A 24,589-nucleotide genomic window follows, 5' to 3' on the forward strand; every position below is an offset into this window, starting at 1 on the left:
GGCTTTTGATGTATAAAAGAAATAATTAGAATCATGGAAAAGGCATCAAAAATATACATTGCAGGTCACAAAGGAATGGTAGGCTCTGCAATACATAGAAAATTAGTTGCAGAAGGTTACACTAATATTGTTGTACGTACATCCTCAAAACTAGACTTAAAAGATCAAGTAGCTGTTACTGCTTTCTTTGAAAAAGAAAAGCCAGACTATGTATTTTTAGCTGCTGCAAAAGTTGGAGGTATTCAAGCCAATAACATCTATAGAGCACAGTTCCTATATGAGAATTTAATGATACAAAATAACGTCATCCATCAAAGTTACGTGCACGGTGTAAAGAAATTACTCTTTTTAGGCTCTTCATGCATTTATCCCAAAATGGCTCCTCAGCCTTTAAAAGAAAACTATCTACTTACAGGAATATTAGAGCCAACGAATGAACCTTATGCCATAGCTAAAATTTCGGGTATAAAAATGTGTGAAGCTTACAGAGCACAATATGGATGTAACTTCATCTCAGCAATGCCCACTAACCTCTATGGATATAACGATAATTACCACCCACAGAATTCTCATGTACTCCCAGCCCTATTGCGTAAGTTCCATGAAGCAAAAGAAAGCAATGCAGCAACTGTAGAAGTTTGGGGTTCTGGTGCACCATTAAGAGAATTTATGTTTGTAGATGACCTTGCTGCTGCCTGTTACTTCCTCATGCAAAATTATAATGGTGAGCAATTTGTGAATATAGGTACAGGAGTAGATCTTAGTATCAAGGAATTAGCAGAAACCATAAAAGAAGTTGTTGGTTTTGAAGGTGAATTAGTTTGGGATGCTTCTAAGCCTGATGGTACACCTAGAAAATTAATGGATGTATCAAATTTAAATAACCTTGGTTTTACACATAAAGTAGATTTAAGAGAGGGTATTGAATTAACCTATAAAGACTTTGTTGCTAAGAATAAATTTGTAGAGAGGTAACCTTTCTTCTTCATTTTTTCCATTGCTAAAAAAACGAAGCAAAAAAAGCTAGTCTGACTTGCTTAATAGAGTATTACAGTTTTGAGTTAATAATCACAACTTTAATTTATGAAATTTTTAATAACAAAGCACATAATTTCAATATATTTAAAAATGAAAATTGATTTATAATTTATCACTTAATTATTTTGTTATTACATTTACGATTATTAACATTGCGTATCAAATAAAAACAAATGATAATAAAATATACTAGCTTTACGATTCAAAATTTCACTAGCGACGATTCATAAAAAAATAACTAATTTCTCATTCAAGAGCTTACGATTCTAGCTAACGCTATAACCAAATAAGATCTACGTTTTTGATTGAAAAATATTTAATGTATTGTATTGGTTTTATTATAATTCCAACGATATAAAAGTTATTTTCACCTCGTATATTTCTATACGAGGTGTTTTTTTATATCAAGATTATATTTTTTTTGTTAATTGGATTGGATGATTGCTATTTATTCATGTTTCTTCATTTTTTCAATTGCTGAAAATACAAAAAAAGCTAGGCTTTTAATTCACGGACGGGTGATGCAGGTAGTTGATGTATATCATTAATCCATGGTTTCAACTATATGTAAAAATAATATGTATTGCATCATCCATCAATAACTGAAGTCCTTATTAAAAATACGTGTAGCTTTATAAATAGATCTAAACTTTTATGTTCAGACTAATATCTGTAAATTAGAAAAAATTAATTTCTATCGAATCCGTAAAAAATTATTTAAAATTTCTAGAAAAATAGTATGGGCTATATAGATCAATATAAGGGACAAATCATCGAAATTTGCAAAAAATTACCCATAACAAAATTATATGTTTTTGGGTCGGTAGTTACAGATAAATTTACTAAGAGTAGTGATATTGATTTTATTGTAAAATTAAAAGAAAATATAAGTTTCGAAGATTACTCTGATAGTTATTTTAACCTTCAGTATGCACTAAGAAACCTTTTTAAAAGAGAAATAGACATAGTAACCGAACCTAGTATTCGGAATCCTTATTTTAAAAAAGAAGTTGATGAAACAAAATTACTAATCTATGAAGTATAATATCTTAAAAAGCTTATTTGATATAAAAGACTCCATACTTGCTATTTTTGATTATCTAGAAGGGAAACGTGATTTTTTCATCTATAAAAAATAATCGACTCCTCAAAAGAGCTATAGAAAGAGAAATTGAAATTATAGGAGAAGCCACTCAACGGATTTTAAAAATTGATGCAAACTTTCCTATATCAAATGCACGAAAAATTGTGGATACTCGAAATTGGGTGATACATGGTTATGACTTTGTTGATGATCAAATAATTTGGAATATCATAATTAATCAACTCCCTAAATTGTTACAAGAAGTAAACAATGAAATCTCTAAAAGAGATCAATAATTTTCCACCTCAACAATGCAATATAGAACATAGAAGTACACACGTTTAGTAGACTAAATGTATCTACTAACTTAATTTCTACAACTTTTCTCGAAAATATTCTAAGTAAAACACGGCTTTTATTTTATGAAATTTTTAATAACACTTTACATAATTACCAACTTTCTAAAAATGTTATTGATATGTTATTTTCTACACTTGTTATTTGTTGATTTTAAAAATTGTTATTAACATTGCATCAACAATTTAGCTAAGAAGAAAGCTAAACGATTCATAACTTTTACTAGCATTTATTAGCGATTCAAAAAAAATAACTGATTATATTTTCATGCATAATGCTGTTTCTTTTCTCTTTTACAATCGAGAATATTATATGTTTTATAGTGAAGATTTTACTGTGAAAGGACTATTACCTACTCCAACATTACAGGCTTTTATTTTTTCACCTTGTGCAATCCTGTATAAGGTGTTTTTTTATGCTTCATTTTCATGTAGTATTAGGGCTAAACAGGCTAGATAAGTGAATCCTTAAGCCTTGTTCATCAACTCACTCGTATTGATTTATTTTTAAACTGTTACAAATAAGTAAAATGAATACCCATCCATATAAGCATATTTAAAGTAATAACCTCAAAATATGTAGACTTGTTTTTACTTCAGCAATCGAAAAAAAAGAATAAAAAAAAACCTCTTTATATTAAATATAAAGAGGTAAAGAACATCTGGCGGATATTTTATGAGTAACAGTCAGCCTTAAATTTATACTATTCAATGTTATGGTTTTAGCTTAGTCAAGTTATTGTATAAACATGATGTTTTTTTTATTATTATATCAAAATATTACACACATTTTGATAACACAATAATACTATGAATTTCATTTACAAACAAATTTAAACAGCACTTTTTTTTAATTTACAGCAAATAACCTTAAGAATAGTACATATTAAAAACAATCATAAAATAACAGTTATCAACATATTAGAGGTTTAAACAAAATTTGAATTAAAAAGCAATTAGAGAATATAAAAAAATGATCAAAAAGTTACATGAAACCTTTTGATCATTTTTTATCGTTTAAACAAATAGATATTACATATCATTTCTATCGCCACTTATTCTATCAAAGTATTCTAAAGCATAAGTACCCACAGGATAATAAGGTCCTTTACGGCAATCTAATAATGATTGTTTACACTTTTGCAGATCCTCAACTCCATAAACGTATGACATTAATAAACTACACTTCACATATTCTTTAGGGGTGATATTAGAATCGCTTAAAAGATCTAAACCAACAGCTATTGCTTCCTCTCTTCGTCCTAATTTGTGTAGGGCAACTACTTTATAGAACATAATATCTCTTGCTCCTCGAAAATTAGCTAAACAGTTATTCGAATAAGTTAATGCTTTCTCATATTTTTGTGAAGAAAGCAAAATGTCTATAAATTCGTTATATGCTTTCAAGAAAGTCTTATCCTTACCTTTATAACCTTCTAAGCCTAATTCAAATAGGTGAATTCCTTTATGGTGATGTTCTTCTTTAACTATAATGTCTGCCATTAATATATTAGCCTTTATATAAGTCTTATCAATTTTCATTGCTCTATTCAATAAGCTTTTTGCTTGATCAAAAGCATAGATATCTTCAAAGGCAGAAGCAACAGCAAAGAAATAATCTGGTTTTAATTTTGTTACTCTCGATTTAAAAGGACCTAAATTAGCTTTTTCTAAAATTGGCATTGCTTTTTCGTATTCTTCTAAACCGTAGTAAGCAATTCCTTTTTCATAGTTATACTTTGCCAACTGATTTAAAGGAGAGTTTTGAGGTAATTGCACTAAAATTAAATCTATTGTTGCAATAGCTTCTCTATATTTTTTGATTTTATTAGAAATCTGAGCATCTAAAAAAAGCATTTCTACATTAGAAGAAGAAAGCCCCATTCCTGCTTTAGTATACACATGTGCATCTTCGTAGCGTGCTTCTCTAAAAAAATAGGTTGCTGTTTCGTAACACAAATTAATTTGTTTCACAGGATCTTGTTCAACAGATAACCAGAAATCAATGTTTCTTTTATAATTAGCATAATCATCTCTTGTTTCATAAACTTTAGAAATTGCAGAATATGCAGGCATATACTTTTTATCAATTATTAATGTCCTGTCCCAATCCTCAATGGCTTTTGCTGTATCTTTTACTAATAAATTACAAACGCCTTTCCAATAATGAACTTTAGCTGTAGTATCTGCGATAGCAATTGCTTGCTCGTATTCTACAATGGCACGATAATATTCTTTTGCCTGCCTAAATTTCTCTGCGTTTTTAAAAAAGAGTTCAACTGCGTTTTTCTCTTGGGAATAAGAAAATAATGGCAGTACCATGAATATAAAGAGTAGTATTTTTTGCATAGTTAGCTCAAAAAAATGTTATTAATTTAGTATACAGTAACCAATCAAATTGATATACCTTAACTATTTATAGCAATAGTTTCATTTAAAAAGTACGAGTGCAATTTAACTAACTAATTACACTCTAAGTATATATTCACAGTTGTTTACTACCATTCCTAAATTTAGGTTACATTTATCTTTAAATAATGCAATATATTCTTCTTAAATAACTCTATTTGATGCAAAGTACTATCTCTTATAAAAGTTACGGTTAGGTTTTCTTTAGAAGTAACAAATTTCTGCAGATGTTGAGCATCAGTTTTAACCCCATTGATTGCAATAATCTGATCTCCCTCAACCAGTCCTTGTTTATCTAATTTAAACGATGTATCAATTACTTTTGCAGATGCATCTATTTTAACACCATAATTTGCTGCAAAAACATCCTTTGGTGAAGTTATTTCAATATTCCAACCTAAATAAATCAATGCTTCTTTTACCTCTTCTTCTAATGCTACCTCCCCAAATATCACCTCATCAAAATACTTATTTAAAGAGCATCCAATAACCTCTTCAGCTATATTCTGATAATCCTTTGCGGTGTACCCTATATCTTGGCTTCCAAATCTTTCCCACATCAACCTCATTACATCATCAAGACTTTTATGACCTTTTGTCTGTTTCTGAATTTTAGCATCTAAGATCAATGCTCCTACTGCCCCTTTTACATAAATTGATGTTTTTCTTGCAGGAATACCTTTTTCATAACCATCAGTCCATAATTCTAAAGAAGAATCTGCCACAGATAAATTGAATCTTCCTTGATTTTCAAAATGCCTTGTTAATAATTGATTTAATTCCTTTTTGTATTGTGTTTTTGAATAGGCTCCTGAACGATACAATAGTGCATCACCGTAATACGTTGTTACACCTTCTGCAACAAAACCTGTATCAAAATATACTTCTTCAAATAGATTATAAGGTAATAATTCTACAGGTCTTATCTTTTTAATATTCCAAACATGAAACAATTCATGTGATGATATTCCTAATAGGTTCTCATAAAATGTAACTGAAGAGAACTCTGTGTCTGGTCCTAAAGTAATTACCGTACTTTTCTGGTGTTCTACCCCATGATAATGCTTAAAGTGCGGAATTAAACATAGATAATGGAATTCTTTATGTGGAAATCCTCCAAAAATTGATAACTGTGGGGCTGTAAAAAGTCTAAAGTCGGTTATTATCTTCTCCCAATCTGGATTTATTTGCCCATGTAACCAAACATGAAATGTCGTTTCAGCCATTTCGAATGTTTTATGATGCATGTACTTCCCTGCCATAAAAGGAGTATCCACTAGTTCATCAAAATTTTGATAGCTATATATTCCTTTTTGTTTTTTTGCAGATGTAGCTACATCAAAAGTAGACGGAAAAGATACATCCACTTTAATTTCTTCTTCAGATAGACCTCTTGGTAAAATCCCTGTCCCTATAAAATTAATTAGCCAAAAAGTCTCACTCACCCAAGTTCCTCCAGCATCTTGATGTCTTGCATAATATTCATAATGCAATTCTATTTTCTCCCCCTTTTTACTGTTCAATATAGTCCAAGTATTCCTTCCAACTGTTTGAACTTTCAAAGTTCCTTTGCTATGTATTGCCTTAATGTAACGGATATTCTTTGCAAAAGTCTGCACCTGATACCTACCTGGCCTCCATAAAGGTAATTGTAGTCTCTGATTATCTTCTGAAGTCGTAAATGTAAGTCTGAAATCTAAAAAATAAGGATGTATTTTAGATGGAGTAATATGATAAATCATGATGTATAAATATTGGTCAACATTTTCTTTAAAAAGAATTTAGCAAAATATGTAATTACTGAATTATATATAATAAAAAAAGAGGTGTAACTTTTCATCACACCCCTCAATATTATCTATAAAAATAGAAATTTATCTTAATCTATTGTTTATTTATTTAATAAAACTGCGGCTTCTTTAGCAAAGTACGTTAGGATAGCACTTGCACCTGCACGTTTAATACTTAAAAGCATTTCTAACATCGTCTTGTCATTTTCTAACCAACCGTTCTGTGCTGCTGCTTTTAACATTGCATACTCTCCAGATACATTGTATGCAGTAATTGGCACATCAAAATTATCTGCTAAAGTTTTGATAACATCTAAATAAGACAAAGCTGGTTTTACCATTAAGAAATCAGCTCCCTCTACATAATCTAATTCAGCTTCAATCAAAGCTTCTTTCACATTTGCAGGGTCCATTTGATACGTCTTTTTGTCTCCAAATTTTGGAGCAGAATCCAATGCATCTCTAAAAGGACCATAAAATGCCGAAGCGTATTTTGCAGAGTAAGACATAATCGATACATCCGTATACCCATTATCATCGAGTACTTCTCTAATGTATCCAATTCTACCATCCATCATATCCGATGGTCCAATAATATCTGCACCTGCCGCAGCTTGTGCTAATGCCATCTTACCTAAGACTTCCAAAGTCTCGTCGTTTACAATCTTCCCTTCTTTTACAATTCCATCATGTCCGTCAGAACTATATGGATCCATAGCAACATCTGTCATGACAACAGTATCCGGATACTTTTCCTTTATGCTACGTAATGCAATTTGATAAATACCTTCAGGGTTACTTCCTTCAGTGGCTAAGCTATCTTTTTTATCCTCTCCTAATGATGGAAAAATACAATAAGCATTAATACCCAAGGCAACACACTCTCCTACTTCTTCTAACAAAAGATCCAACGTGTATCTGTAAATACCAGGCATTGAACTTACCTCTTCTTTTTTGTTCTCACCTTCAATTAAAAATAAAGGGAAAATGAAGTCATCTACCGTTAATTGTGTTTCTTGTACCATTTGGCGAACACCTGCAGATTTTCTATTACGACGTGGTCTTCTAGTTAACATAAGATCTATATTTATAGTATGATTTCTTACTAAAATATTCGATAAAAATCGAATTTACCCGAATTTATTCTTTACTAAATCAAGAATCAAGTTTTCTACCGGTAAGTATTCCTAAACTATTCTTATCAAACCTTAATAAAATTCTTTAACTCACTTAGAATCATTAAATTAATGTATAAACAAACAGATAATAAAATGAAAAAGTTATTATTAATTATCGTACCAATTGCACTACTAATTTTAGACATCAAAGTAATTGATTCTACTATTCATGCTGACTCTTTAGTTGGAATGATTTACGCATCTATTACTGTTGTACTAATTTCTATTGTAACATTAGGAAGCTATTCTTTAATAAAAAATAGTTAAACCTTCACATACTAACAAGGTACACTCTACAAGGTGCCTTGTTAGTATTTTTTTAAGGAGTCGTTAAATTTTTCCTTTTCTATAAAATTTCAAAGCTCGTTTAATAGACGACCATTTCTCCATATCACAAATCAATTCTTTACGTGTATAATTAGATAATCTAAATTGATCATCAATTTCCAACTCTTCTAATTGTTGTAAACATGTAAAACATCTTGAAAATACACCTAGGTAATACAAATTCCAGAAATCTCGTTTATTCCTCTCAGGGTAATTCAATTCAGATAAAAGACGCTTTAATTTAGTTAGCCACAATACAAAAACACTTTTCACATCATTTATAGATGAACACGTAGTTAATAATGTTTGAATATTGTTCTCTCTATCTTTATAGACATCAAAAATATCGTTTCCTAACTGTGTTAAACCTCCTAGCAAATAAAGTATCTCAATTTCATTATCAAGTATCTTATGCTGAAAAGCAGTTCTGAAATACAAAAAAGAGCTTCCGCCTTTAAATAAAGTGAGTTCTTTTAAAGCAGCTAATGAAAGTGGTAAATTTTGTTGTTGTTGCATACTACCTGATTGTGCACTATTGACATCTTTTAGATAAGGTACTAATTCAGAAAAATTGGTTATATATTTTAAACTTTTGAGATATAAATCAATCCCCAAATGCTCAGCATCATTATTTAAAGTTATAGTATTGGGATCAAGAAAAAAGGACTCCATTCTCGCTTCTGTCATCCCTTGTTCGTCATAATAATCATCTACCAATCCTGTAATACTCGCCTGGTAAGTACTTGTATATCTTTCTTTAAAAGACATTTTTTTACCTCGTAGCTGACAAATAGAAGTCCCTAAAATACCAGGAATAGCTAATCCGTAATAATTTCTTATTTTTTGAAAATCTTTTTCCGATAAAGAGCCATCATTATACTGATATTTCTTCAGGTCTGACGCCACAAATTTTGAGATAAACTTCTTTTGTTTGTAAAGTGCTATTAATATTTTTATGATAGACAGTAATGGCAAAATTGTTTATTTTAAAGCCTCACATTTCCACCAACAATATGATGAATAGAAATGTGAAGATACAATTTTTTAATGGTCTGGTTTATTTTCTGTTTTAGAATTATCCATTGGAGGTTTTTCTTCTTTTGGAGCATCCTGCATTAATTTAAAATCAGGAATAGTAATTTCATTGTCCTCTCTATTTGACCTATAATGAGGTGACATAATTTCGACACCCTCTCTTGCAAATACATCCTGAATATTCTGATGCAAACGTGAATAAATTCTTGCTAATTTTTCAGGTTGTCTTGTATGTGCATTTAATTGATAACTCACATAGTAATCATCCAATGATGTTTGTAATACAAAAGGGATTTCACCCGCAATTAAACCATCTGTAATTTCAGCTGCTTCTTTCAGCATTGCATGTACTTTTCTCCAAGGCACATCATAACCAATAGTTACCGTTGTATGTATTATTAATTTAAAACGATTTATAGGTTGAGAATAATTTATAGTATTAGATTCTGAAATTTTACTATTGGGAATAGTTACAATTTCATTTTTAGATGTTTTTAATCGCGTTACAAAAAGGGAACGTTCTACAACTTCTCCCATTATATCTCCAATTCTAATCCAATCACCTATTTTAAACCTACGCATATATGTAATTACAATTCCACTTATGGCGTTAGTAATTACAGAGGTAGAACCTATAGAAAGCAACACACCAACAAATACTGATATACCTTTAAATTCTTGGGACTCCGCTCCTGGTAAAAGAGGGAAAATCATAATAACCATAAATGTATAAAGCACAAACTTTATAATTTTGAAAGTGGGCGGTACCCAATCAGGATAAAAACCTTGAATTTTTAGTCGACCATCTGCAATAGCATCTGCAAAGGTTTTTACTAGTTGTATAGTATAATGAAAAACGAATATGATGACACCAATCTTTAACAAATTTGGAGTATACTCAATAAAAGATTTGAGTATATCAATAAAAGGATTGAATATATACCCAAAAAACTCATCAGAAATATCTCTTAATGGTGGAGAGAAACGCCCCACAATTGGCAAGTAAAGTGAGATGAGAATAAATATTAAACCAAATCGTATGATCAGCAAAAGGTATCTTGCAATATTTATCTGATTTTCTTCGGTAAGTACTTTTACATTTTTTACCCGTTTATTTCTAAACCACCCCTTATTATCTCGAACAACTTTTATCAGTGCTAATCGATATCCCTTTCCAATCATTTTGAAAAAGAACAAGAGAAGAAATAGACCAATTAGGGCAATCATACCTGCGTATTTCCCTTGATAATTAATTTTCTCATGCAAAGAGTAATTAATAAGGTATTGTCGTTCTCTCGCTAATTCTATTTTTGATGTTTGAGCCAATTTAGCATCAACTGTATCAACAACATGAATAGTTTCTCCTTTAAAAACCAATTTATAGGTATGTTCAAAAGGTTCTATATCTACAGAATCAATAAGATATAAAGTATTATCAGCTATTTTACGTAAAGAATCTTCTAGAGATTTTGCTCTTAGAGAAGCAGACATAGATTTTCTTCTATGCACATAAAATAAAGTATCACTAAATGGAGCAACAGGGATACCATTAGGTAAAAAAACTTGCTTCGATTTCTTTTTAACTCCTGAAAGAGAGTCTAAACGAGCAATTTGTTCTCTTAAGTAAACTCTATATATAGAATCTGCTACAATTAAACTTTTTATTTCATTGTAGACTTCTAGTTGTTCCTTTTCCCTTTTCTCTTGGGTAGATTGTTGTGCAAAAGAATTTGACAATATACTTATAAGACAAAGTAATAGACACAAAAAGGCCTTTCTTTTGATCATTGTGCAGTAATTAGAACTTCATCTAGCAACTTAAAAAGGGTTACTAATAAAGTTATGGGTTAATAAAGTAGAACTTTTCTTCATGCAATCTTTAAATAACATAATCGTTTATCTAAATTTCATTGCATCATTTTAATATCACAAAAGTAGTAACTTATCTCATTTTCTAGATTTACCTTAAATATTGTTTGAAAAAGAAATAACATTAAATACATTTTTAATAGTAGAAAACAACAAAAACCTGTTTCTTACTTTTTAAGCTAAGGAATATAATAAAATTAGAAATAAAAGAAAAGGCGTAGTAAATATTAAATTTACTACGCCTTTCGGAATATCTGAAGTGCTTCAGATGGTTTGGTTGCTAAAGATACTAGTATCTTCCGCCACCGTAACCGCCACGGTTTCCACCACCGTAACCACCACGGCCTCCGCCGCCACCGCCGTTAGACTCACGCGGACGCGCTTGCTTAACTACGATAGTTCTACCATCAAGCTCTGATTCGTTCAATTGCTCGATTGCGTTCATTCCTTCCTCGTCGTTTGGCATTTCTACAAAGCCAAAACCCTTAGAACGGTCTGTTTCACGGTCAATAATTACTTTAGCAGAAGAAACTTCGCCAAAGCTTTCAAATAATTCTCTCAGTGTCTCTTCTTGAGTACTGTAATTCAATTTTGCTACAAAGATATTCATCTCCAACAAATAAAAAGGTTATAAAATATGTGAGAAGAAATACCAATTAGAAAAAAAACACAAAAATAGGATTGCTCCTCTTTTAAAATATCGATTCATAATATGACCCAACTCAATCTTTTCCAAAGGTAAAAAAATAATTAGAAGTTTCCACTATTTTCTAGAAAAAAGAATACTTTATTCACAATTTAGTCATTTTTTATTAACATTTAGCTTTCAGAAAATCAATTGATTAGCAAAATCAAAAGTTTATTTTTTTAATTCACACTATAATTTTTAATAGATCACATCACTTTCACAAATCATAATAACAGCCATATACACCCTTTAAACTGTATTTAAGACGTTTTATATTGTGAATAAATTTAAAGGAGTATCAAAATTTCTACGTTATATTAGCAACATTATTCACGAAAACGAAAATTTAATGTCTACAAACAAACCAACTCCTAAAGGAGAACTATTACTAAGAACTTTAGCTATGCCTGCAGATACCAATGCCAATGGTGATATTTTTGGTGGATGGATTATGTCGCAAATGGATATTGCTGGAGGTATACTAGCAAAAGAGACTGCACTAGGAAGAACAGTAACTGTGGCAGTAGACGGTATGACATTCCACAAGCCTGTTTCTGTTGGAGATGCGGTATGTGTATATGGAGAAGTAATTAAGACTGGTAAGACGTCAATGAAGATTCATTTAGAAGTCTGGGCTAAACCATTAATTAAAGGACATGATTTTAATAATAGCTATTTAGTAACAGAAGGTATGTTTATTTATGTATCTATTGATGATGATAAAAAACCTAAACCTATACCAGCCGAACATGCTGTTAATTAAAGTATAACTAGTACATTATTTAAGGCCTATTCTTTTTTATTAAAAGAATAGGCTTTTTCTTATACATTAAAACCACACTAAATTGCTTTAATGTGGTTTTAATAGTAGTATATATGCTTGTAAAAACAGTGCTTACATTCTTGATGGTGCTTGAACACCAATTAATTGTAAGGCAATTCTTATTGCATCTGCAGATTGCTTAGACAATGCTATTCTAAATGCTTTTTTCTTCGCATCTTCTTCATTAAAGATTGGAGACTCAGAATATACCTTAGAATATTGTTTAGCAACATCAAAAGCATAGTTGGCAATTATTGATGGTGCATAAGCATCAGCTGATTCAGAAATTTTATCATTCAGTTTACCTAATAGGGCAACTAAATCTGCTTCTGCAGCAGTGATATCAGTCAATCCTTCAAAAGCTTTTGCAGAATAATCAATACCATCTTTATCTGCACGTCTTAAAAGTGCTTGAATTTTAGCATGATTGTACTGAATATAAACACCTGTATCCCCTTGGAAATCAATTGAATCTTTAGGGTTAAAAAGCATTGTTTTCTTAGGGTCTACTTTTAGTAAGTAATATTTTAATGCACCTAAAGCTAATTGCTTAAATAAGACTTTCGCTTCATCCTCTGTAAATCCATCAATTTTCCCAGACTCTTCCGTACGTTCTTGTGCTGTATCAATCATCTCTTGGATTAAATCATCAGCATCTACAACTGTACCTTCACGAGATTTCATTTTACCTTCAGGTAATTCAACCATTCCATAAGAAAGGTGGAAAATACCATCCGCATAAGAACGTCCCATATGTTTCATGATAGCCTGTAATACTTTGAAATGGTAATCTTGTTCGTTACCAACAACATATACAGACTTTGTCATGCCAAAATCTTTATATTTAAGATCTGCAGTACCCATATCTTGTGTCATATACACAGCAGTACCATCACCTCTTAAAACTAATTTCTCGTCAAGTTTTTCCTTCTTAAGGTCAATCCAAACAGAACCATTTTCCTTTTTAAAGAAAATACCCTTATCTAAACCTTCTTGAACAATATCCTTTCCTAATAGGTATGTTTGAGATTCGTAGTATACATTATCAAACTCAACACCCATCATCTCGTAAGACTGTGCAAAGCCTGCGTATACCCAGTCGTTCATCTTTTTCCAAAGAGCAACTGTTTCTTCATCACCTGCTTCCCATTTACGCAACATTTCTTGCGCTTCTAATAAAAGAGGTGCGTTTTTCTCCGCATATTCAAATAAAGCTTTGATATCTTTAATTTGAACTTTCTCTTCATCAGTTAAAGGAATTTTATTTTTCTTTGATGCCCCTTTAGCTTCAATCTCTGCTTTTAATGCTTTAAGATCTTCAACATTTACTAAAGAAGGGTAATCACCTTTTTTCTCTTCAATTAAGTTTTTGATTTCCACTTTGTAGTGTTTATCAAAAGCTACGTAATAGTTACCTACTAACTTGTCTCCTTTTAAAGTTGCACTTGGCGTTTCACCATTTCCAAACTTTGTGTAAGCCAACATCGACTTACAAATATGAATACCACGGTCATTAACTAAGTTCACTTTCTGAACATCATAACCAGCAGCATCTAAAATTAATGAAACTGAGTGTCCTAAAAAGTTATTTCTTAGGTGACCTAAGTGCAATGGTTTGTTTGTATTTGGTGAAGAATATTCCACCATTACTTTTTCTCCATTTCTTGCAACACGACCATAAGCATCGTCTTGAGAGATTTCTGCTAAAGTCTCTACCCAAACAGTATTACTGATTACTAAGTTTAAGAAACCTTTTACAACATTAAAATCAGAAACAGCAGAAATATTTTCTTTTAAATACGCTCCTATCTCTTCTCCAATTTGTACAGGGTTTTTACCTAACTGTTTTGTAAGAGAAAAAGTGACGAATGTTAAAGCTCCGTCAAATTCTTTTTTTGTAGGCTGTAATGTAATTCTAGAAGTTGGTAATTCAATTCCGTAGAGTTCTTTTACCGCTTCTGCAATACCATTTATGATTTGTTGCTCCATTTTCTTTTTTATATAAAATAAGTTGTCTTCCGACAATTCAGTCTGCAAAATTAGTTCTTTGCTTCTAAAGTCAAAAACAACATCCTTAATAGTTCTATCTTTTTTGCTTTTTATTAGCGATTACGCTCAACAGCTATAGGATAGACCAAAATAGTTGCAACTATTACAGACACAAATATTAAAATAGAAAAGGTTAACTCTATGTTATCTTCTGCAACAGTGGCAAAAAAAGCAGCTTCTGTTGCCACAAATAACATTGAAAGTAGTGAGAAAAAAAGGAATATTTTTTTCATGATGAATAGTAGATAGATGAAGTATAAAAATTGAATAAGAACACAACATTTGTTCTAACTAAGGTTACGGTAATTAAGGAAGAAAAGAACGGTTATATTAACGTATATTTAATCTCATTAAAACTCTTTCACGCAATTTTCTACTTGTTTAGTTTTTCACCCACCTTAATAGGAGCAATATTGAATAGATTAGCATAAAATAATTCATCGATTCGCTAATGGTTTTAAATCATTTCTTTTTTTTGAAGTAGTTCTTCAATCAGTTAGTATCTTTGCCGCTATGCAAAAAGTGAGCGTCATTACAATTTCTTACAATTGTGAATCAGAAATAGAGCCTACATTAAAAAGTGTTATTGCTCAAGACTACAAAGCTATTGAGTTTGTAGTGATAGATGGTGCATCAAAGGATAGGACTTTTGATATTATATCTGAGTACAAAAATGATATTGATGTATTGGTTTCTGAAGCTGACAAAGGAATTTATGACGCAATGAACAAAGGTGTGCAAAAAGCATCTGGAGATTGGGTTATTTTCATGAATGCTGGTGATACTTTTTATAATGAGAAGGCAATCTCTTCTATAATGAGTAAAGCAGATGAAGACACACAATTACTTTACGGAGATCATGAAGTAGTTTATGATCATTTGACAAAAGTGAAAAGTGGTATTCCTGTAGAAAATTTATGGAAAGGGATGATTTGTAGTCATCAAGCACTATTTGTAAAAAGAGAGCTATTGCTTTCTTATCCTTTTGAATGGAAAAATTGGAAAATTTCTGCAGACTTCCATTTCATCTTTAACAGATGGCAAGAGGGATACAAATTTCAGCATGTACCTGTATTTATTGCAAAATTTGCTGCAGGAGGACTTTCAGAAGTTAGCTCTGTTCCTTCTAAAATTGAGACATGGTCTATTGTAAAAGAGAAAATCAACACAAAAGAGGTTGATGACTATTACAGTAAACTTATTCGATATGAAAAGCTTGTCAATATCCCTAGAAATTTACTAGGGGCTAAAAGTTTTGAGTTACTTATGAAACTCAAAAATAAAATAACAGGCAAAAAATTAAAGTAGCTTGTCTACAACATCAAAATTGAAACAAACAGATTATGTTAGAAAAAATATACATTAAAGGAAATAAGTTAAAGGCTTTAGACAATAGACACCCTTGGGTTTACTCTGGTGCTGTTGCCAAGATGCCAGAAAACATAGAAGATGGTGATATTGTAGAACTAGTACACGGTCAAGATAAATTGATTGGTTACGGATTTTATGCTCCAGGTAATCAAATTGTTTGTCGTGTTTTTGAATATACACGCAAACCAATAGACCCAACTACACAAGAATATTGGTCTGAGAAAATTGCAAAAGCTTATGCTATGCGTAAAGCACATGTACTTTCTGAAGAAACAAACTGTTTTAGATTAATTCACGGAGAAGGCGATTTCTTCCCTGGTTTAATTGCCGATGTCTACAATGATCTTGTTTCTGTTCAAATTCTAATTAAAGGAGTAGATAAAATTGCTCCAATGATTATTAAGGCCTTACAAGAAATTGGTTTTGAACGTATTTACAATAAGAGTAAAGAAATTTCTAAACGTCTAGAAAACGTTGAAACTCCAAAGGGTTGGTTGACTGAAAAAACAGGATCGCCAAAAGTAGAAGTACTAGAAAATGGAGTGAAATTTATGGTTGACGTTGAAACTGGCCAAAAAACTGGTTTCTTTTTAGACCAAAGGGATGCCCGTTCTTTAGTGGCAAAATATTCTAAAGATGCTCGTGTTTTAAACACGTTTAGTTACAGTGGTGGTTTTAGTATGTATGCTTTAAAAGCAGGTGCTAAATTAGTACACTCTGTAGATGCTTCTCAGCCAGCAATTGATTTATGTAATGAAAATGCAGTTATAAATGGCTTCGATAATGGCGAGCATGAAGGATATTGTGCAGATGTTTTTGAACATTTGACAAAGATGCAACCAAATGATTATGATGTTGTAATTCTTGACCCTCCTGCCTTTGCTAAATCTGCTAAAGCCGTAACTGCTGCCGCTAGAGGGTATAAACAATTGAACCTAAAAGCTTTACGAAAAATAAAACCAGGCGGAATTATTTTTACTTTCTCTTGTTCTCAGAAAATTGATAAAGACCTGTTTAGAAAAATTGTATTCCAGGCTGCTGCTGAAGCACACAGAAACGTAAGAATTTTACATCAAACTACTCAACCAAACTGTCACCCTATAAACATTTTCTACCCAGAGAATGAATATTTAAAAGGATTAGTACTTTTTGTAGAGTAAAAGCTTCTTCCCTATCAAAATTTACGAGAAGTGTACGTTATAAAACAAACTAAAAAGATCGTATCTATTATTTTGATTTGGGACTTAATTAATTGTAATTTCGTGCTATCCTATCTTGGGTAGCATGAAGTGATACATTCTTTCGTATTTAATCAATTTTAATTGATGAATTTTTGAGTGACTACATCATTAAAAGCAGTTTAAAAACGTACGCACTCCTTCTCAAAAATTTAGCTTAATATTTGAAATGGTTCTTTCAGATTCAAAAATATTAGAAGAAATTGAAAAAGGCTCAATACTTATTGAACCTTTCGATCCTAATGCATTAGGAACAAATTCTTATGATGTTCACTTAGGTAGACATATTGCTTTATATAAGAATGAAGTTTTAGATGCCAAACAACATAACGAAATAGATACTTTTGAAATTCCAGATGATGGTGTTGTATTACACCCAGGGAAAATTTATCTTGGTGTAACAAAAGAATATACAGAAACCTTAGAACACGTTGCATTTTTAGAAGGCCTATCAAGCGTTGGTCGTTTAGGTATTAGCATTAATGCAAACTCTAGAGCTGGTGATGTTGGTTTTTGCAATACATGGACTCTAGAAATAACGGTAGCTCAACCTGTGAAAATATACAAAGGAATGCCTATCGGGCAGTTATTCTACCTTTCTGTTGAAGGAGATATCAGTAATTATTACCATGTTAAAAAAGATGCAAAGTATATAAATAGATCTATGAAACCTGTAGAATCTATGATGTATAAAAACAAATTTTAAAATGAAAAAACTACTTACTTTACTCTTTACAATAGCTTTAACTTCATTATTTTCTTGCGATACTTACAAAGAAAATTTTGATGTTGACGGTACAGGGTCTATTACAATAAAATTTAACTTCTTACACGATAGAGCTCCATTAGAGTACAACAGACAATACATTAATGCTCTTGGACAAAATTATACGCTAAGTGATTTTAGAATGTATATTTCTAACCTTACTTTAAGAGATACATCTGGTACTAATTTTTATAAAGTTGAAGACAGTTATCACCTCTTAGAAATTATTGAAGAAAGTGATACCTCTATTGTAATTACAGGCTTACCCAATAAGTCGTATTCTGAATTGCAATTTTCTGTAGGTGTAGATAATGCAGCCAATTATAATACAGACCAAGTTGGTGATTTAGATCCAGCAAATGGTATGGCTTGGAATTGGGACACTGGTTATAAATTTATGCTAGTAGAGGGACTTCATCTAGTTGATTCTATTTCTACTAAAGGTTTGGTTTACCATATTGGTGGAGATGCCAACTACAGAGTTGTTAAGTTTAGCGAGCAAGAAATAAACTTAGCGAATACACCAACAATGTATATAGAACTTGACGTAAATGTGGATTATATTTTTGGTGACAAATCAGAATATGGTTTACCTGAAGACCAACGTAAAACAAATTTCATAGATCTAAATGATGATACAGATCAGGATACTATGTTTGGTCCTAATACTCAAAAAATTGCCGATAATTACGCACAAATGTTCACATGGAAAGACATTATTGGTCAGTAATTACACTACTCATTTGTAGTATATATTTAGAAGCTTGTGATTCCTCATTTAAAGAGGAAACACAAGCTTCTGTCATTTCATATCAAAATATTCCTGCTCCAGAGCGGAACAAAATGAATGCTGAAAAGGTGGCTTTAGGCAAAATGCTCTTCAATGAAACCATTTTATCTAAAGATTCTTCCATTGCTTGTGTACATTGCCATGAACCTCAATATGCAAATGGAGAAAATGTAGCATTAAGCACTAAAGGAGTATCACATAAAAAATTACAACGCAACTCTCCCGCACTTATAAATGTGGCTTGGGCAAAAGGATGGTTTTGGGATGGTGGTGCCAAAAATATTGAATCGCTTATTTTTGGTCCTTTAACCCATGAGGATGAAATGAATGCCGATTTAAAAGAAATACTTGTTCGGCTAAATCAAACGCCAATTTATAAGGCTGCATTTAGAAAAACATTTGATATTGAAGAAATTAAAAGTGCACATTTAGCTAGAGCATTAGCCCAATATGTTCGGTCATTATTATCAAATCAAACAAAATATGACGCTCATTTAAAAGGGAACTATCAATTTACTAAAAATGAACAAAGTGGTTTAGAAATTTTTAAACGCCATTGTCAGCAATGTCATACTCCTCCATTTTTTACTGATTTTGACTACCACAATAATGGACTAGATAAAGATGATTTCTTTACCGATTTAAATGAAGGCATGAGTAAAGGTAGAGGACGGATATCAAGAAATAAAAAAGATAATGGAAAATATAAAACACCAACATTAAGGTATCTAAATACCTCATCTCCATACATGCATGATGGAAGGTTTGCTACTCTTGATGAAGTTTTTGACCATTACACCACTACTATTCTAAAAAGTGAAACACTAGACAGCCTTTTATATCAAAGAATTACATTAACAAAAGAAGATCGTTTAATGTTAAAAGCATTTCTTCATACCTTAGATCAACCTAATTCTGAAATATAAAAAAGGCCTTAAGAATTAAATCTTAAAGCCTTCATTTATGCCAATAATCTAAGCATTTATTTTTTAGTGATCGTGATCGTGCTCTTCTGAAGTTACTTCAACAGTTAACACTTGATTAGCTTCATTATCTGAAGAGTTATCTGCTTTTGCACCAATAAATAATTGGAAATGATAATTTCCTTCATAAAGTGGTTTTCCATCAATTGTTGTTGGAATATCAATTTCTTCATCAAAAGCAAAAGTTGTAGGATAGTCACCTTCACCAGTTAAACCACCTTCTTTACCAAATTCCCAAGTTTGATTAAACGTCCATTTTACAGAATCTGTAGCTGTTAAACGTGCATGATCATGGTGATCATCATCACCAAAGTGAACATTTAGTTTTACATAAGTCAGCCCTTGCTGAGCAGATAAATCTGCTTCAATTCTAGCTTCTTCACCTACAATAACAATTGCAGCAATATCATCATCATGATCATGATCGTGATCATCATCAGATGTTCTTGCGTGATCGTGCTCTACAGGCGTTATAGTGTAGTTCTTAATTTCTGGAGCAGGTCCCTTTTCTGTTTCGTTGTTACATGAAACAAACCCGATTAATAAAAAGGAGATAAATGCGATATACTTTTTCATATTTTCTTGTTTTTGCAATACTGTCGCAAGTACGTAAAGATTATTCTAAAATAAAAGCGATCATTAAAAATAAATAGGGACTTTAGAGTTATTAATGATCTTAGGAAAAACAATTCGTATTTTTGTAGTATATAAATTACCTTTCTTTACTACCTAATCAAAATAAAGAAGAGAATTAAACAAAACAGTTGGGAGATTAATAAATGAATAAATTACTAAATTTTTATAAATCCATACACCTTTCTAATGGCTTACGTATGACAATTTCAATTGTTACACCTCTAACTATTGGTTTGTTATTTGGAGATATCTACGCTGGTACTTCTGTTGCATTAGGAGCACTTTGTGTTGGATTATCAGATTCTCCAGGCACATGGTCAGAAAAAGCGAAAGGTTTAATAGGTGGAGCATTTATTTACCCCTTAACAGCAATGGGAATGGCCTATATGGTTAACTGGCCATGGGTTGGAGCAATTTTCCTAACGGTAATCTCTTTTGCTGCAGCATTACTTTCAATATTTGGTAACAGGTCTACTTTAATTGGAAATAGCATACTAATTTCCATAAGTTTAGGCATTTCTTTCGGTGCACCTATTCTTGAATTAACAGAAAATGCTTTATGGATGTTGGGCGGGGGTTTATGGTATAGTATGCTCTCTTTAGTATTATGGCAAATACGTCCTTACGCAAGTATCGAAAAAGTTTTAGGTGAATGTTATGAGTTGATGGGACAATACCTACAATTTAAAGCTATTTTATTTACAAATCCTTCTAAAAAAGAAATTGAGAAAAAAGTCTTTTCATTACAAACAAAGATAGATCATAAACAAGAAGAAGTAAGAAATTTACTATTACGTCAACGTTCTGCTTTACAAGGAGCTACTCCACACGGTCGTTCTTTAATTTTACTCATGAGAATATCAATTGATATTTTTGAAAGAGCGTCTGCAACACACATTTCTTATAGCGATCTTCATAATAGTTTTAAAGGTACATCACTTCCAAAACAGCTTCATGACTTGTTTATTGATTTAGGGAAAAACTTAGATGAAATTGGGATAGCAATCATATCAAGAGAAAGAATTGAAACACTTCCTATTTATAAAAAATCTTTTGATCAATTACAGTTTACATTTGAGGAATTAAGAGATAATAAAGACCGTACAATTCCTATTTCACAATTTGCAGAGGTTAAAAATATCATTAGAAACTTTAATAGAATTGATAGATACTCTAGAGAAGCTGCTTCTTTTACAGATTGGAATAATATTAAAGAAAAAAGTTATACTGACGGATTAAAATTACCTTCTTTTATTACAAAGTCGGATCAGGGTACTTTTGCTGATAACCTTAACTTACAATCAGGGCACTTTAGACATGCAATTAGAGTATGTGTAGCAATGTTAATTGGTTATTTATGTAGCTTATTTCTTGGGTTAGATAGAGGATATTGGGTTTGGTTATCCATCTCAGTGATCATGAAACCTTCGTTCTCTATTACTAAACAAAGAATGATAGCTAGAACTATTGGTACAACACTAGGAATAATTATAGCAAGTGCATTAGTTTTCATTACAAAGAATGCATATCTATATCTCCTATTTATGCTTCCTCTTGGGATTATCACATTTGGTACACTCACAAAAAATTATCGCGTTGGTATGACCTTCCTAACGCCATTTATCTTATTAATTATTGCAACATCTACACAATTTGAAATAAATGTATCACTTTATAGAGTGGCAGACACCGCTTTGGGTGGACTTATCGCTTTTGCTGTAAGCTTTTTGCTTTTCCCTGAATTTGAAGTTAAAAACATTAAAAGTAAACTAATTACTGCGGTAAGAGCAAATTGCACCTATTTTTCTGAAGTAAGTATTGGTTATACTGGACAGCAAAATGTTGATCCAAATAATTATCGACTTGCACGTAAAGCTGCACAATTAGCTAATGCGAATTTAGCCATGAGCTTTCAAAATATGTTGAGCGACCCTAAAAATAAACAATTAACAACATCAGATTTATATGAATTTATTGCCGCAAGTCGAATGATATTTGCACATACTGCTACACTTTCAGCCAACGTTGAACGATTGTCTAAAAAATATAAATTCCCTGATTTAAAACCGTTTATAGCAACTGCCCAAGCTCAATTTGAATATATTATTGCAGGAATAGAAAAAAGTAAAATTACCGTTAAAGAAATTAGTTTTAATGATTTACTGAGTGAGTTTAATCAAGAGTTAGAACTATTAGAACTTAATAGAGAGATTGAGATAAGAAATGGCATTAAAGATTCACTACTTATAAAAACTCTTTCCGATTATGTTTTGATTACTAATCAACTTAAACGTTTAGGAAAAAACATTAATTATTTAGAAAATTGTGCTGCGGCTCTAGTTAGTAATACAAAATAAACAATAGTACCTTACTTTTCACGTTTCAATAAGAGAGCATATTTATTTTTTCTAAAAATTAGAATAAGTTTTTTTGATAGCATCCAAGATTTATGACAGACTACTTAATATTCTATCTTTCTATTGAATGTTCATTAAATTATGGCTAATTTACTTTTATAGAAATATACCACCCTATCGCTACAATAATTCTTTAACTTAAAATACCCACCTGCCTTCAACAAATGCAGATTTTTTGTAAACATATTGTTTTATTCTTATTCATACTTCTAGGTTTGAATAGCATTACTCTAGAAGCAAAAACGCTTAAAAGAACTAATGTATTGTCGGCTCATAAAGAGAGAAGAATCTCTTTATGTCTTATGGATTTAGAAGATAAACCTATCTCTGATGCCCTCGTTTTATTTGATCACAAAATTTATCATTCTAACTTAAGAGGTTATCTAGAGATAAAATCTGATCTAAAAATGAATATGGGATCAGGTTTAAGTGTTCTATCTTATTCTGTTAAGGATATAAATTATGATGGCAAAGAAGGATTATTTAAAATTAGATGCAAAAAACTAAATCCATCACGTCAAGAGCATGTATTTTTAAACATCTATTCAAATATCGAAAATGAAAATTTAATCAATAAAAAAGCTATTGCTGAGTTAAATCAAAATTTAGATAAAATTAAATTTCCTTCTCAACAACCATATTCTGAACAAGATAAAATAGTACAATCATTTATTAATGCATTAAAAAGGCAACTTTCTGAAAAAGAAACATTACTTAGCAACTTTAAAAAAGAGAATCAAGTAATTGATTATTCTCTTCAAAAAGAATCACTTGTATATATACTCTCTTCATTAATTTTACTTTTACTAAGTATTGGATTAATAGCCGTTGTCAGACGTTCTTATATTCAAAGAAAAAAAGTTGAAAATGTAAAAAATGAGCTTGATTCTGCAATGACACAAGTTAATGATCAGAACATAAAAATTAAAAATAGTTTAAGAGCTGCTCATACAATACAAACTGCAATACTTCCTCCTATTGAATTACTAAAAAGTAAATTTTCTAACTTTTTCTCTATATATAGACCAAAAGATATTGTAAGTGGTGATTTTTATTGGTATGCTGAAACACGCAATCAAGAAGGGCTTTTAATAAAATTTTTCGCACTTGTAGATTGTACAGGCCACGGTGTACCTGGAGCTCTAATGTCTATGATAGGTAAAAGTATATTACAGGAAATAATAGACAAAAATATGTCTAGAGACCCTGCCACTATTCTTAAAATACTTGATGAAAGAGTAATTGCCTATCTACGCCAACAAGAAAATACTGTTAATGATGGGATGGAATTAGCCATTTGTAAATTTGTAGAACCAGAGCAAGAAGGACATACACCTTTACTCTATTTTGCAGGAGCAAAAAGTGACTTATATATTGTCAATAAAAAAGAACATTCTTTAGAAAGATATAGAGGAAATAGAGCTTCAATTGGAGGAACGATTAAGAATAGTAAAGTTTTTCAAACTCAACAAATAAAAATTAATTATGGAGATCTTTTATTGTTAATTACAGATGGTATTTTAGATCAGAATAATCATGAAAATGAGAAGCTTGGACGTAAATATTTTGAAAGATATGTCAAAAACAATTTGGATCAACCTTTAAAAGATTTAGGAGATTTATTAGAAGCAGCTTTAGATGTTCATCAAGGCACAGTTCCTCAGAGAGATGATATTACTTTTATTGGTATTGAAGTATAATTTATTGAGACCTTTCGTTACTTTCTTACTCTTAAATTGATT

Annotated in this window: 21 protein-coding genes; 12 read left to right on the plus strand and 9 right to left on the minus strand. The window is 31.1% G+C overall.

Annotated features, from left to right (window positions below; translation table 11 throughout):
* Positions 1 to 33 precede the first annotated feature (33 nt).
* From fcl to KM029_RS06020, 3 genes are all read left to right on the plus strand, one after another.
* Positions 34 to 975 carry a GDP-L-fucose synthase gene (fcl, locus tag KM029_RS06010; RefSeq protein ID WP_144072407.1) on the plus strand — a complete coding sequence of 314 codons (942 nt, stop codon included), beginning with the start codon at positions 34 to 36 and terminating at the stop codon, positions 973 to 975.
* Between the two features lie 802 nt (positions 976 to 1,777).
* The gene (locus KM029_RS06015; protein ID WP_144072408.1) at positions 1,778 to 2,083 is read left to right on the plus strand and encodes a nucleotidyltransferase family protein; all 306 of its coding nucleotides are present in this window, start codon (positions 1,778 to 1,780) and stop codon (positions 2,081 to 2,083) included.
* 68 nt (positions 2,084 to 2,151) lie between these two features.
* Positions 2,152 to 2,418: a HepT-like ribonuclease domain-containing protein gene (locus tag KM029_RS06020; protein WP_240050276.1), complete on the plus strand. Its 267-nt coding sequence runs from the start codon at positions 2,152 to 2,154 to the stop codon at positions 2,416 to 2,418.
* 1,092 nt (positions 2,419 to 3,510) lie between these two features.
* Here the strand turns inward: KM029_RS06020 and KM029_RS06025 are convergent.
* The 3 genes from KM029_RS06025 to hemB form a co-directional block, all read right to left on the minus strand.
* On the minus strand, positions 3,511 to 4,827 hold the full coding sequence (locus tag KM029_RS06025) for a tetratricopeptide repeat protein (RefSeq protein WP_144072409.1): 1,317 nt from the start codon (positions 4,825 to 4,827) through the stop codon (positions 3,511 to 3,513).
* Positions 4,828 to 4,991: 164 nt separating this feature from the next.
* Positions 4,992 to 6,629, minus strand: a complete 1,638-nt coding sequence (locus KM029_RS06030; RefSeq protein WP_144072410.1) for a M61 family metallopeptidase — start codon at positions 6,627 to 6,629, stop codon at positions 4,992 to 4,994.
* 149 nt (positions 6,630 to 6,778) lie between these two features.
* Entirely contained in the window at positions 6,779 to 7,753 is a 975-nt protein-coding gene (hemB, locus tag KM029_RS06035) for a porphobilinogen synthase (RefSeq protein ID WP_144072411.1), read from the minus strand.
* Between the two features lie 195 nt (positions 7,754 to 7,948).
* On the opposite strand from hemB, the gene KM029_RS06040 reads away from it, so the two are divergent.
* The gene (locus KM029_RS06040) at positions 7,949 to 8,122 is read left to right on the plus strand and encodes a hypothetical protein (protein ID WP_158630973.1); all 174 of its coding nucleotides are present in this window, start codon (positions 7,949 to 7,951) and stop codon (positions 8,120 to 8,122) included.
* Positions 8,123 to 8,185: 63 nt separating this feature from the next.
* On the opposite strand, the gene KM029_RS06045 is transcribed toward KM029_RS06040, so the two are convergent.
* From KM029_RS06045 to KM029_RS06055, 3 genes are all read right to left on the minus strand, one after another.
* Entirely contained in the window at positions 8,186 to 9,088 is a 903-nt protein-coding gene (locus KM029_RS06045) for a hypothetical protein (protein WP_144072412.1), read from the minus strand.
* Between the two features lie 138 nt (positions 9,089 to 9,226).
* Positions 9,227 to 10,954 carry a mechanosensitive ion channel family protein gene (locus KM029_RS06050; RefSeq protein WP_158630974.1) on the minus strand — a complete coding sequence of 576 codons (1,728 nt, stop codon included), beginning with the start codon at positions 10,952 to 10,954 and terminating at the stop codon, positions 9,227 to 9,229.
* Between the two features lie 421 nt (positions 10,955 to 11,375).
* On the minus strand, positions 11,376 to 11,696 hold the full coding sequence (locus KM029_RS06055; protein ID WP_126612100.1) for an RNA recognition motif domain-containing protein: 321 nt from the start codon (positions 11,694 to 11,696) through the stop codon (positions 11,376 to 11,378).
* 427 nt (positions 11,697 to 12,123) lie between these two features.
* On the opposite strand from KM029_RS06055, the gene yciA reads away from it, so the two are divergent.
* Positions 12,124 to 12,537, plus strand: coding sequence for an acyl-CoA thioester hydrolase YciA (gene yciA, locus KM029_RS06060; RefSeq protein ID WP_144075663.1), 414 nt, complete (start codon positions 12,124 to 12,126; stop codon positions 12,535 to 12,537).
* A gap of 132 nt (positions 12,538 to 12,669) precedes the next feature.
* On the opposite strand, the gene KM029_RS06065 is transcribed toward yciA, so the two are convergent.
* Both KM029_RS06065 and KM029_RS06070 read right to left on the minus strand, forming a co-directional pair.
* Positions 12,670 to 14,586, minus strand: coding sequence for an arginine--tRNA ligase (locus KM029_RS06065; protein ID WP_168928015.1), 1,917 nt, complete (start codon positions 14,584 to 14,586; stop codon positions 12,670 to 12,672).
* Between the two features lie 113 nt (positions 14,587 to 14,699).
* Positions 14,700 to 14,879 (minus strand): hypothetical protein, encoded by a 180-nt coding sequence (locus tag KM029_RS06070; RefSeq protein WP_144072414.1) that lies wholly within the window; start codon positions 14,877 to 14,879, stop codon positions 14,700 to 14,702.
* Positions 14,880 to 15,159: 280 nt separating this feature from the next.
* Between KM029_RS06070 and KM029_RS06075 the strand changes: the two genes are divergently transcribed.
* The 5 genes from KM029_RS06075 (at position 15,160) to KM029_RS06095 (ending at position 19,737) form a co-directional block, all read left to right on the plus strand.
* Positions 15,160 to 15,954, plus strand: a complete 795-nt coding sequence (locus tag KM029_RS06075) for a glycosyltransferase family 2 protein (protein WP_144072415.1) — start codon at positions 15,160 to 15,162, stop codon at positions 15,952 to 15,954.
* A 35-nt stretch (positions 15,955 to 15,989) separates the two neighbouring features.
* Positions 15,990 to 17,177: a class I SAM-dependent rRNA methyltransferase gene (locus KM029_RS06080; RefSeq protein ID WP_221465124.1), complete on the plus strand. Its 1,188-nt coding sequence runs from the start codon at positions 15,990 to 15,992 to the stop codon at positions 17,175 to 17,177.
* Positions 17,178 to 17,424: 247 nt separating this feature from the next.
* Positions 17,425 to 17,961: a dCTP deaminase gene (dcd, locus tag KM029_RS06085; protein WP_144072417.1), complete on the plus strand. Its 537-nt coding sequence runs from the start codon at positions 17,425 to 17,427 to the stop codon at positions 17,959 to 17,961.
* A gap of 1 nt (position 17,962) precedes the next feature.
* Positions 17,963 to 18,751: an MbnP family protein gene (locus KM029_RS06090; protein ID WP_144072418.1), complete on the plus strand. Its 789-nt coding sequence runs from the start codon at positions 17,963 to 17,965 to the stop codon at positions 18,749 to 18,751.
* Complete coding sequence (locus KM029_RS06095; RefSeq protein ID WP_144072419.1) at positions 18,727 to 19,737, plus strand: cytochrome-c peroxidase; 1,011 nt, start codon at positions 18,727 to 18,729, stop codon at positions 19,735 to 19,737. The genes KM029_RS06090 and KM029_RS06095 overlap by 25 nt, the downstream gene beginning before the upstream one ends.
* Before the next feature lie 63 nt (positions 19,738 to 19,800).
* On the opposite strand, the gene KM029_RS06100 is transcribed toward KM029_RS06095, so the two are convergent.
* Entirely contained in the window at positions 19,801 to 20,370 is a 570-nt protein-coding gene (locus KM029_RS06100) for a DUF4625 domain-containing protein (RefSeq protein ID WP_144072420.1), read from the minus strand.
* 203 nt (positions 20,371 to 20,573) lie between these two features.
* Here KM029_RS06100 and KM029_RS06105 point away from each other — a divergent pair, with 203 nt between their 5' ends.
* Together KM029_RS06105 and KM029_RS06110 are read left to right on the plus strand one after the other, a co-directional pair.
* A complete protein-coding gene (locus KM029_RS06105) occupies positions 20,574 to 22,787 on the plus strand; it encodes an FUSC family membrane protein (RefSeq protein WP_144072421.1) in 2,214 nt (737 codons plus the stop codon).
* A gap of 275 nt (positions 22,788 to 23,062) precedes the next feature.
* Positions 23,063 to 24,547: a PP2C family protein-serine/threonine phosphatase gene (locus KM029_RS06110; RefSeq protein WP_158630975.1), complete on the plus strand. Its 1,485-nt coding sequence runs from the start codon at positions 23,063 to 23,065 to the stop codon at positions 24,545 to 24,547.
* Positions 24,548 to 24,589 lie beyond the last annotated feature (42 nt).

The organism is Flammeovirga kamogawensis (assembly GCF_018736065.1).
In the GTDB taxonomy this organism is placed as follows: Bacteria; Bacteroidota; Bacteroidia; order Cytophagales; family Flammeovirgaceae; genus Flammeovirga; species Flammeovirga kamogawensis.

Coding starts and splice junctions, on each gene's coding strand:
- KM029_RS06070 (WP_144072414.1), bottom strand. CDS start 14,879: ATGAAAAAAATATTCCTTTTTTTCTCACTACTTTCAATGTTATTTGTG.
- dcd (WP_144072417.1), top strand. CDS start 17,425: ATGGTTCTTTCAGATTCAAAAATATTAGAAGAAATTGAAAAAGGCTCA.
- KM029_RS06030 (WP_144072410.1), bottom strand. CDS start 6,629: ATGATTTATCATATTACTCCATCTAAAATACATCCTTATTTTTTAGAT.
- KM029_RS06075 (WP_144072415.1), top strand. CDS start 15,160: ATGCAAAAAGTGAGCGTCATTACAATTTCTTACAATTGTGAATCAGAA.
- KM029_RS06015 (WP_144072408.1), top strand. CDS start 1,778: ATGGGCTATATAGATCAATATAAGGGACAAATCATCGAAATTTGCAAA.
- KM029_RS06100 (WP_144072420.1), bottom strand. CDS start 20,370: ATGAAAAAGTATATCGCATTTATCTCCTTTTTATTAATCGGGTTTGTT.
- yciA (WP_144075663.1), top strand. CDS start 12,124: ATGTCTACAAACAAACCAACTCCTAAAGGAGAACTATTACTAAGAACT.
- KM029_RS06040 (WP_158630973.1), top strand. CDS start 7,949: ATGAAAAAGTTATTATTAATTATCGTACCAATTGCACTACTAATTTTA.
- fcl (WP_144072407.1), top strand. CDS start 34: ATGGAAAAGGCATCAAAAATATACATTGCAGGTCACAAAGGAATGGTA.
- KM029_RS06095 (WP_144072419.1), top strand. CDS start 18,727: ATGGAAAGACATTATTGGTCAGTAATTACACTACTCATTTGTAGTATA.
- KM029_RS06065 (WP_168928015.1), bottom strand. CDS start 14,586: ATGGAGCAACAAATCATAAATGGTATTGCAGAAGCGGTAAAAGAACTC.
- hemB (WP_144072411.1), bottom strand. CDS start 7,753: ATGTTAACTAGAAGACCACGTCGTAATAGAAAATCTGCAGGTGTTCGC.
- KM029_RS06105 (WP_144072421.1), top strand. CDS start 20,574: ATGAATAAATTACTAAATTTTTATAAATCCATACACCTTTCTAATGGC.
- KM029_RS06055 (WP_126612100.1), bottom strand. CDS start 11,696: ATGAATATCTTTGTAGCAAAATTGAATTACAGTACTCAAGAAGAGACA.
- KM029_RS06090 (WP_144072418.1), top strand. CDS start 17,963: ATGAAAAAACTACTTACTTTACTCTTTACAATAGCTTTAACTTCATTA.
- KM029_RS06080 (WP_221465124.1), top strand. CDS start 15,990: ATGTTAGAAAAAATATACATTAAAGGAAATAAGTTAAAGGCTTTAGAC.
- KM029_RS06025 (WP_144072409.1), bottom strand. CDS start 4,827: ATGCAAAAAATACTACTCTTTATATTCATGGTACTGCCATTATTTTCT.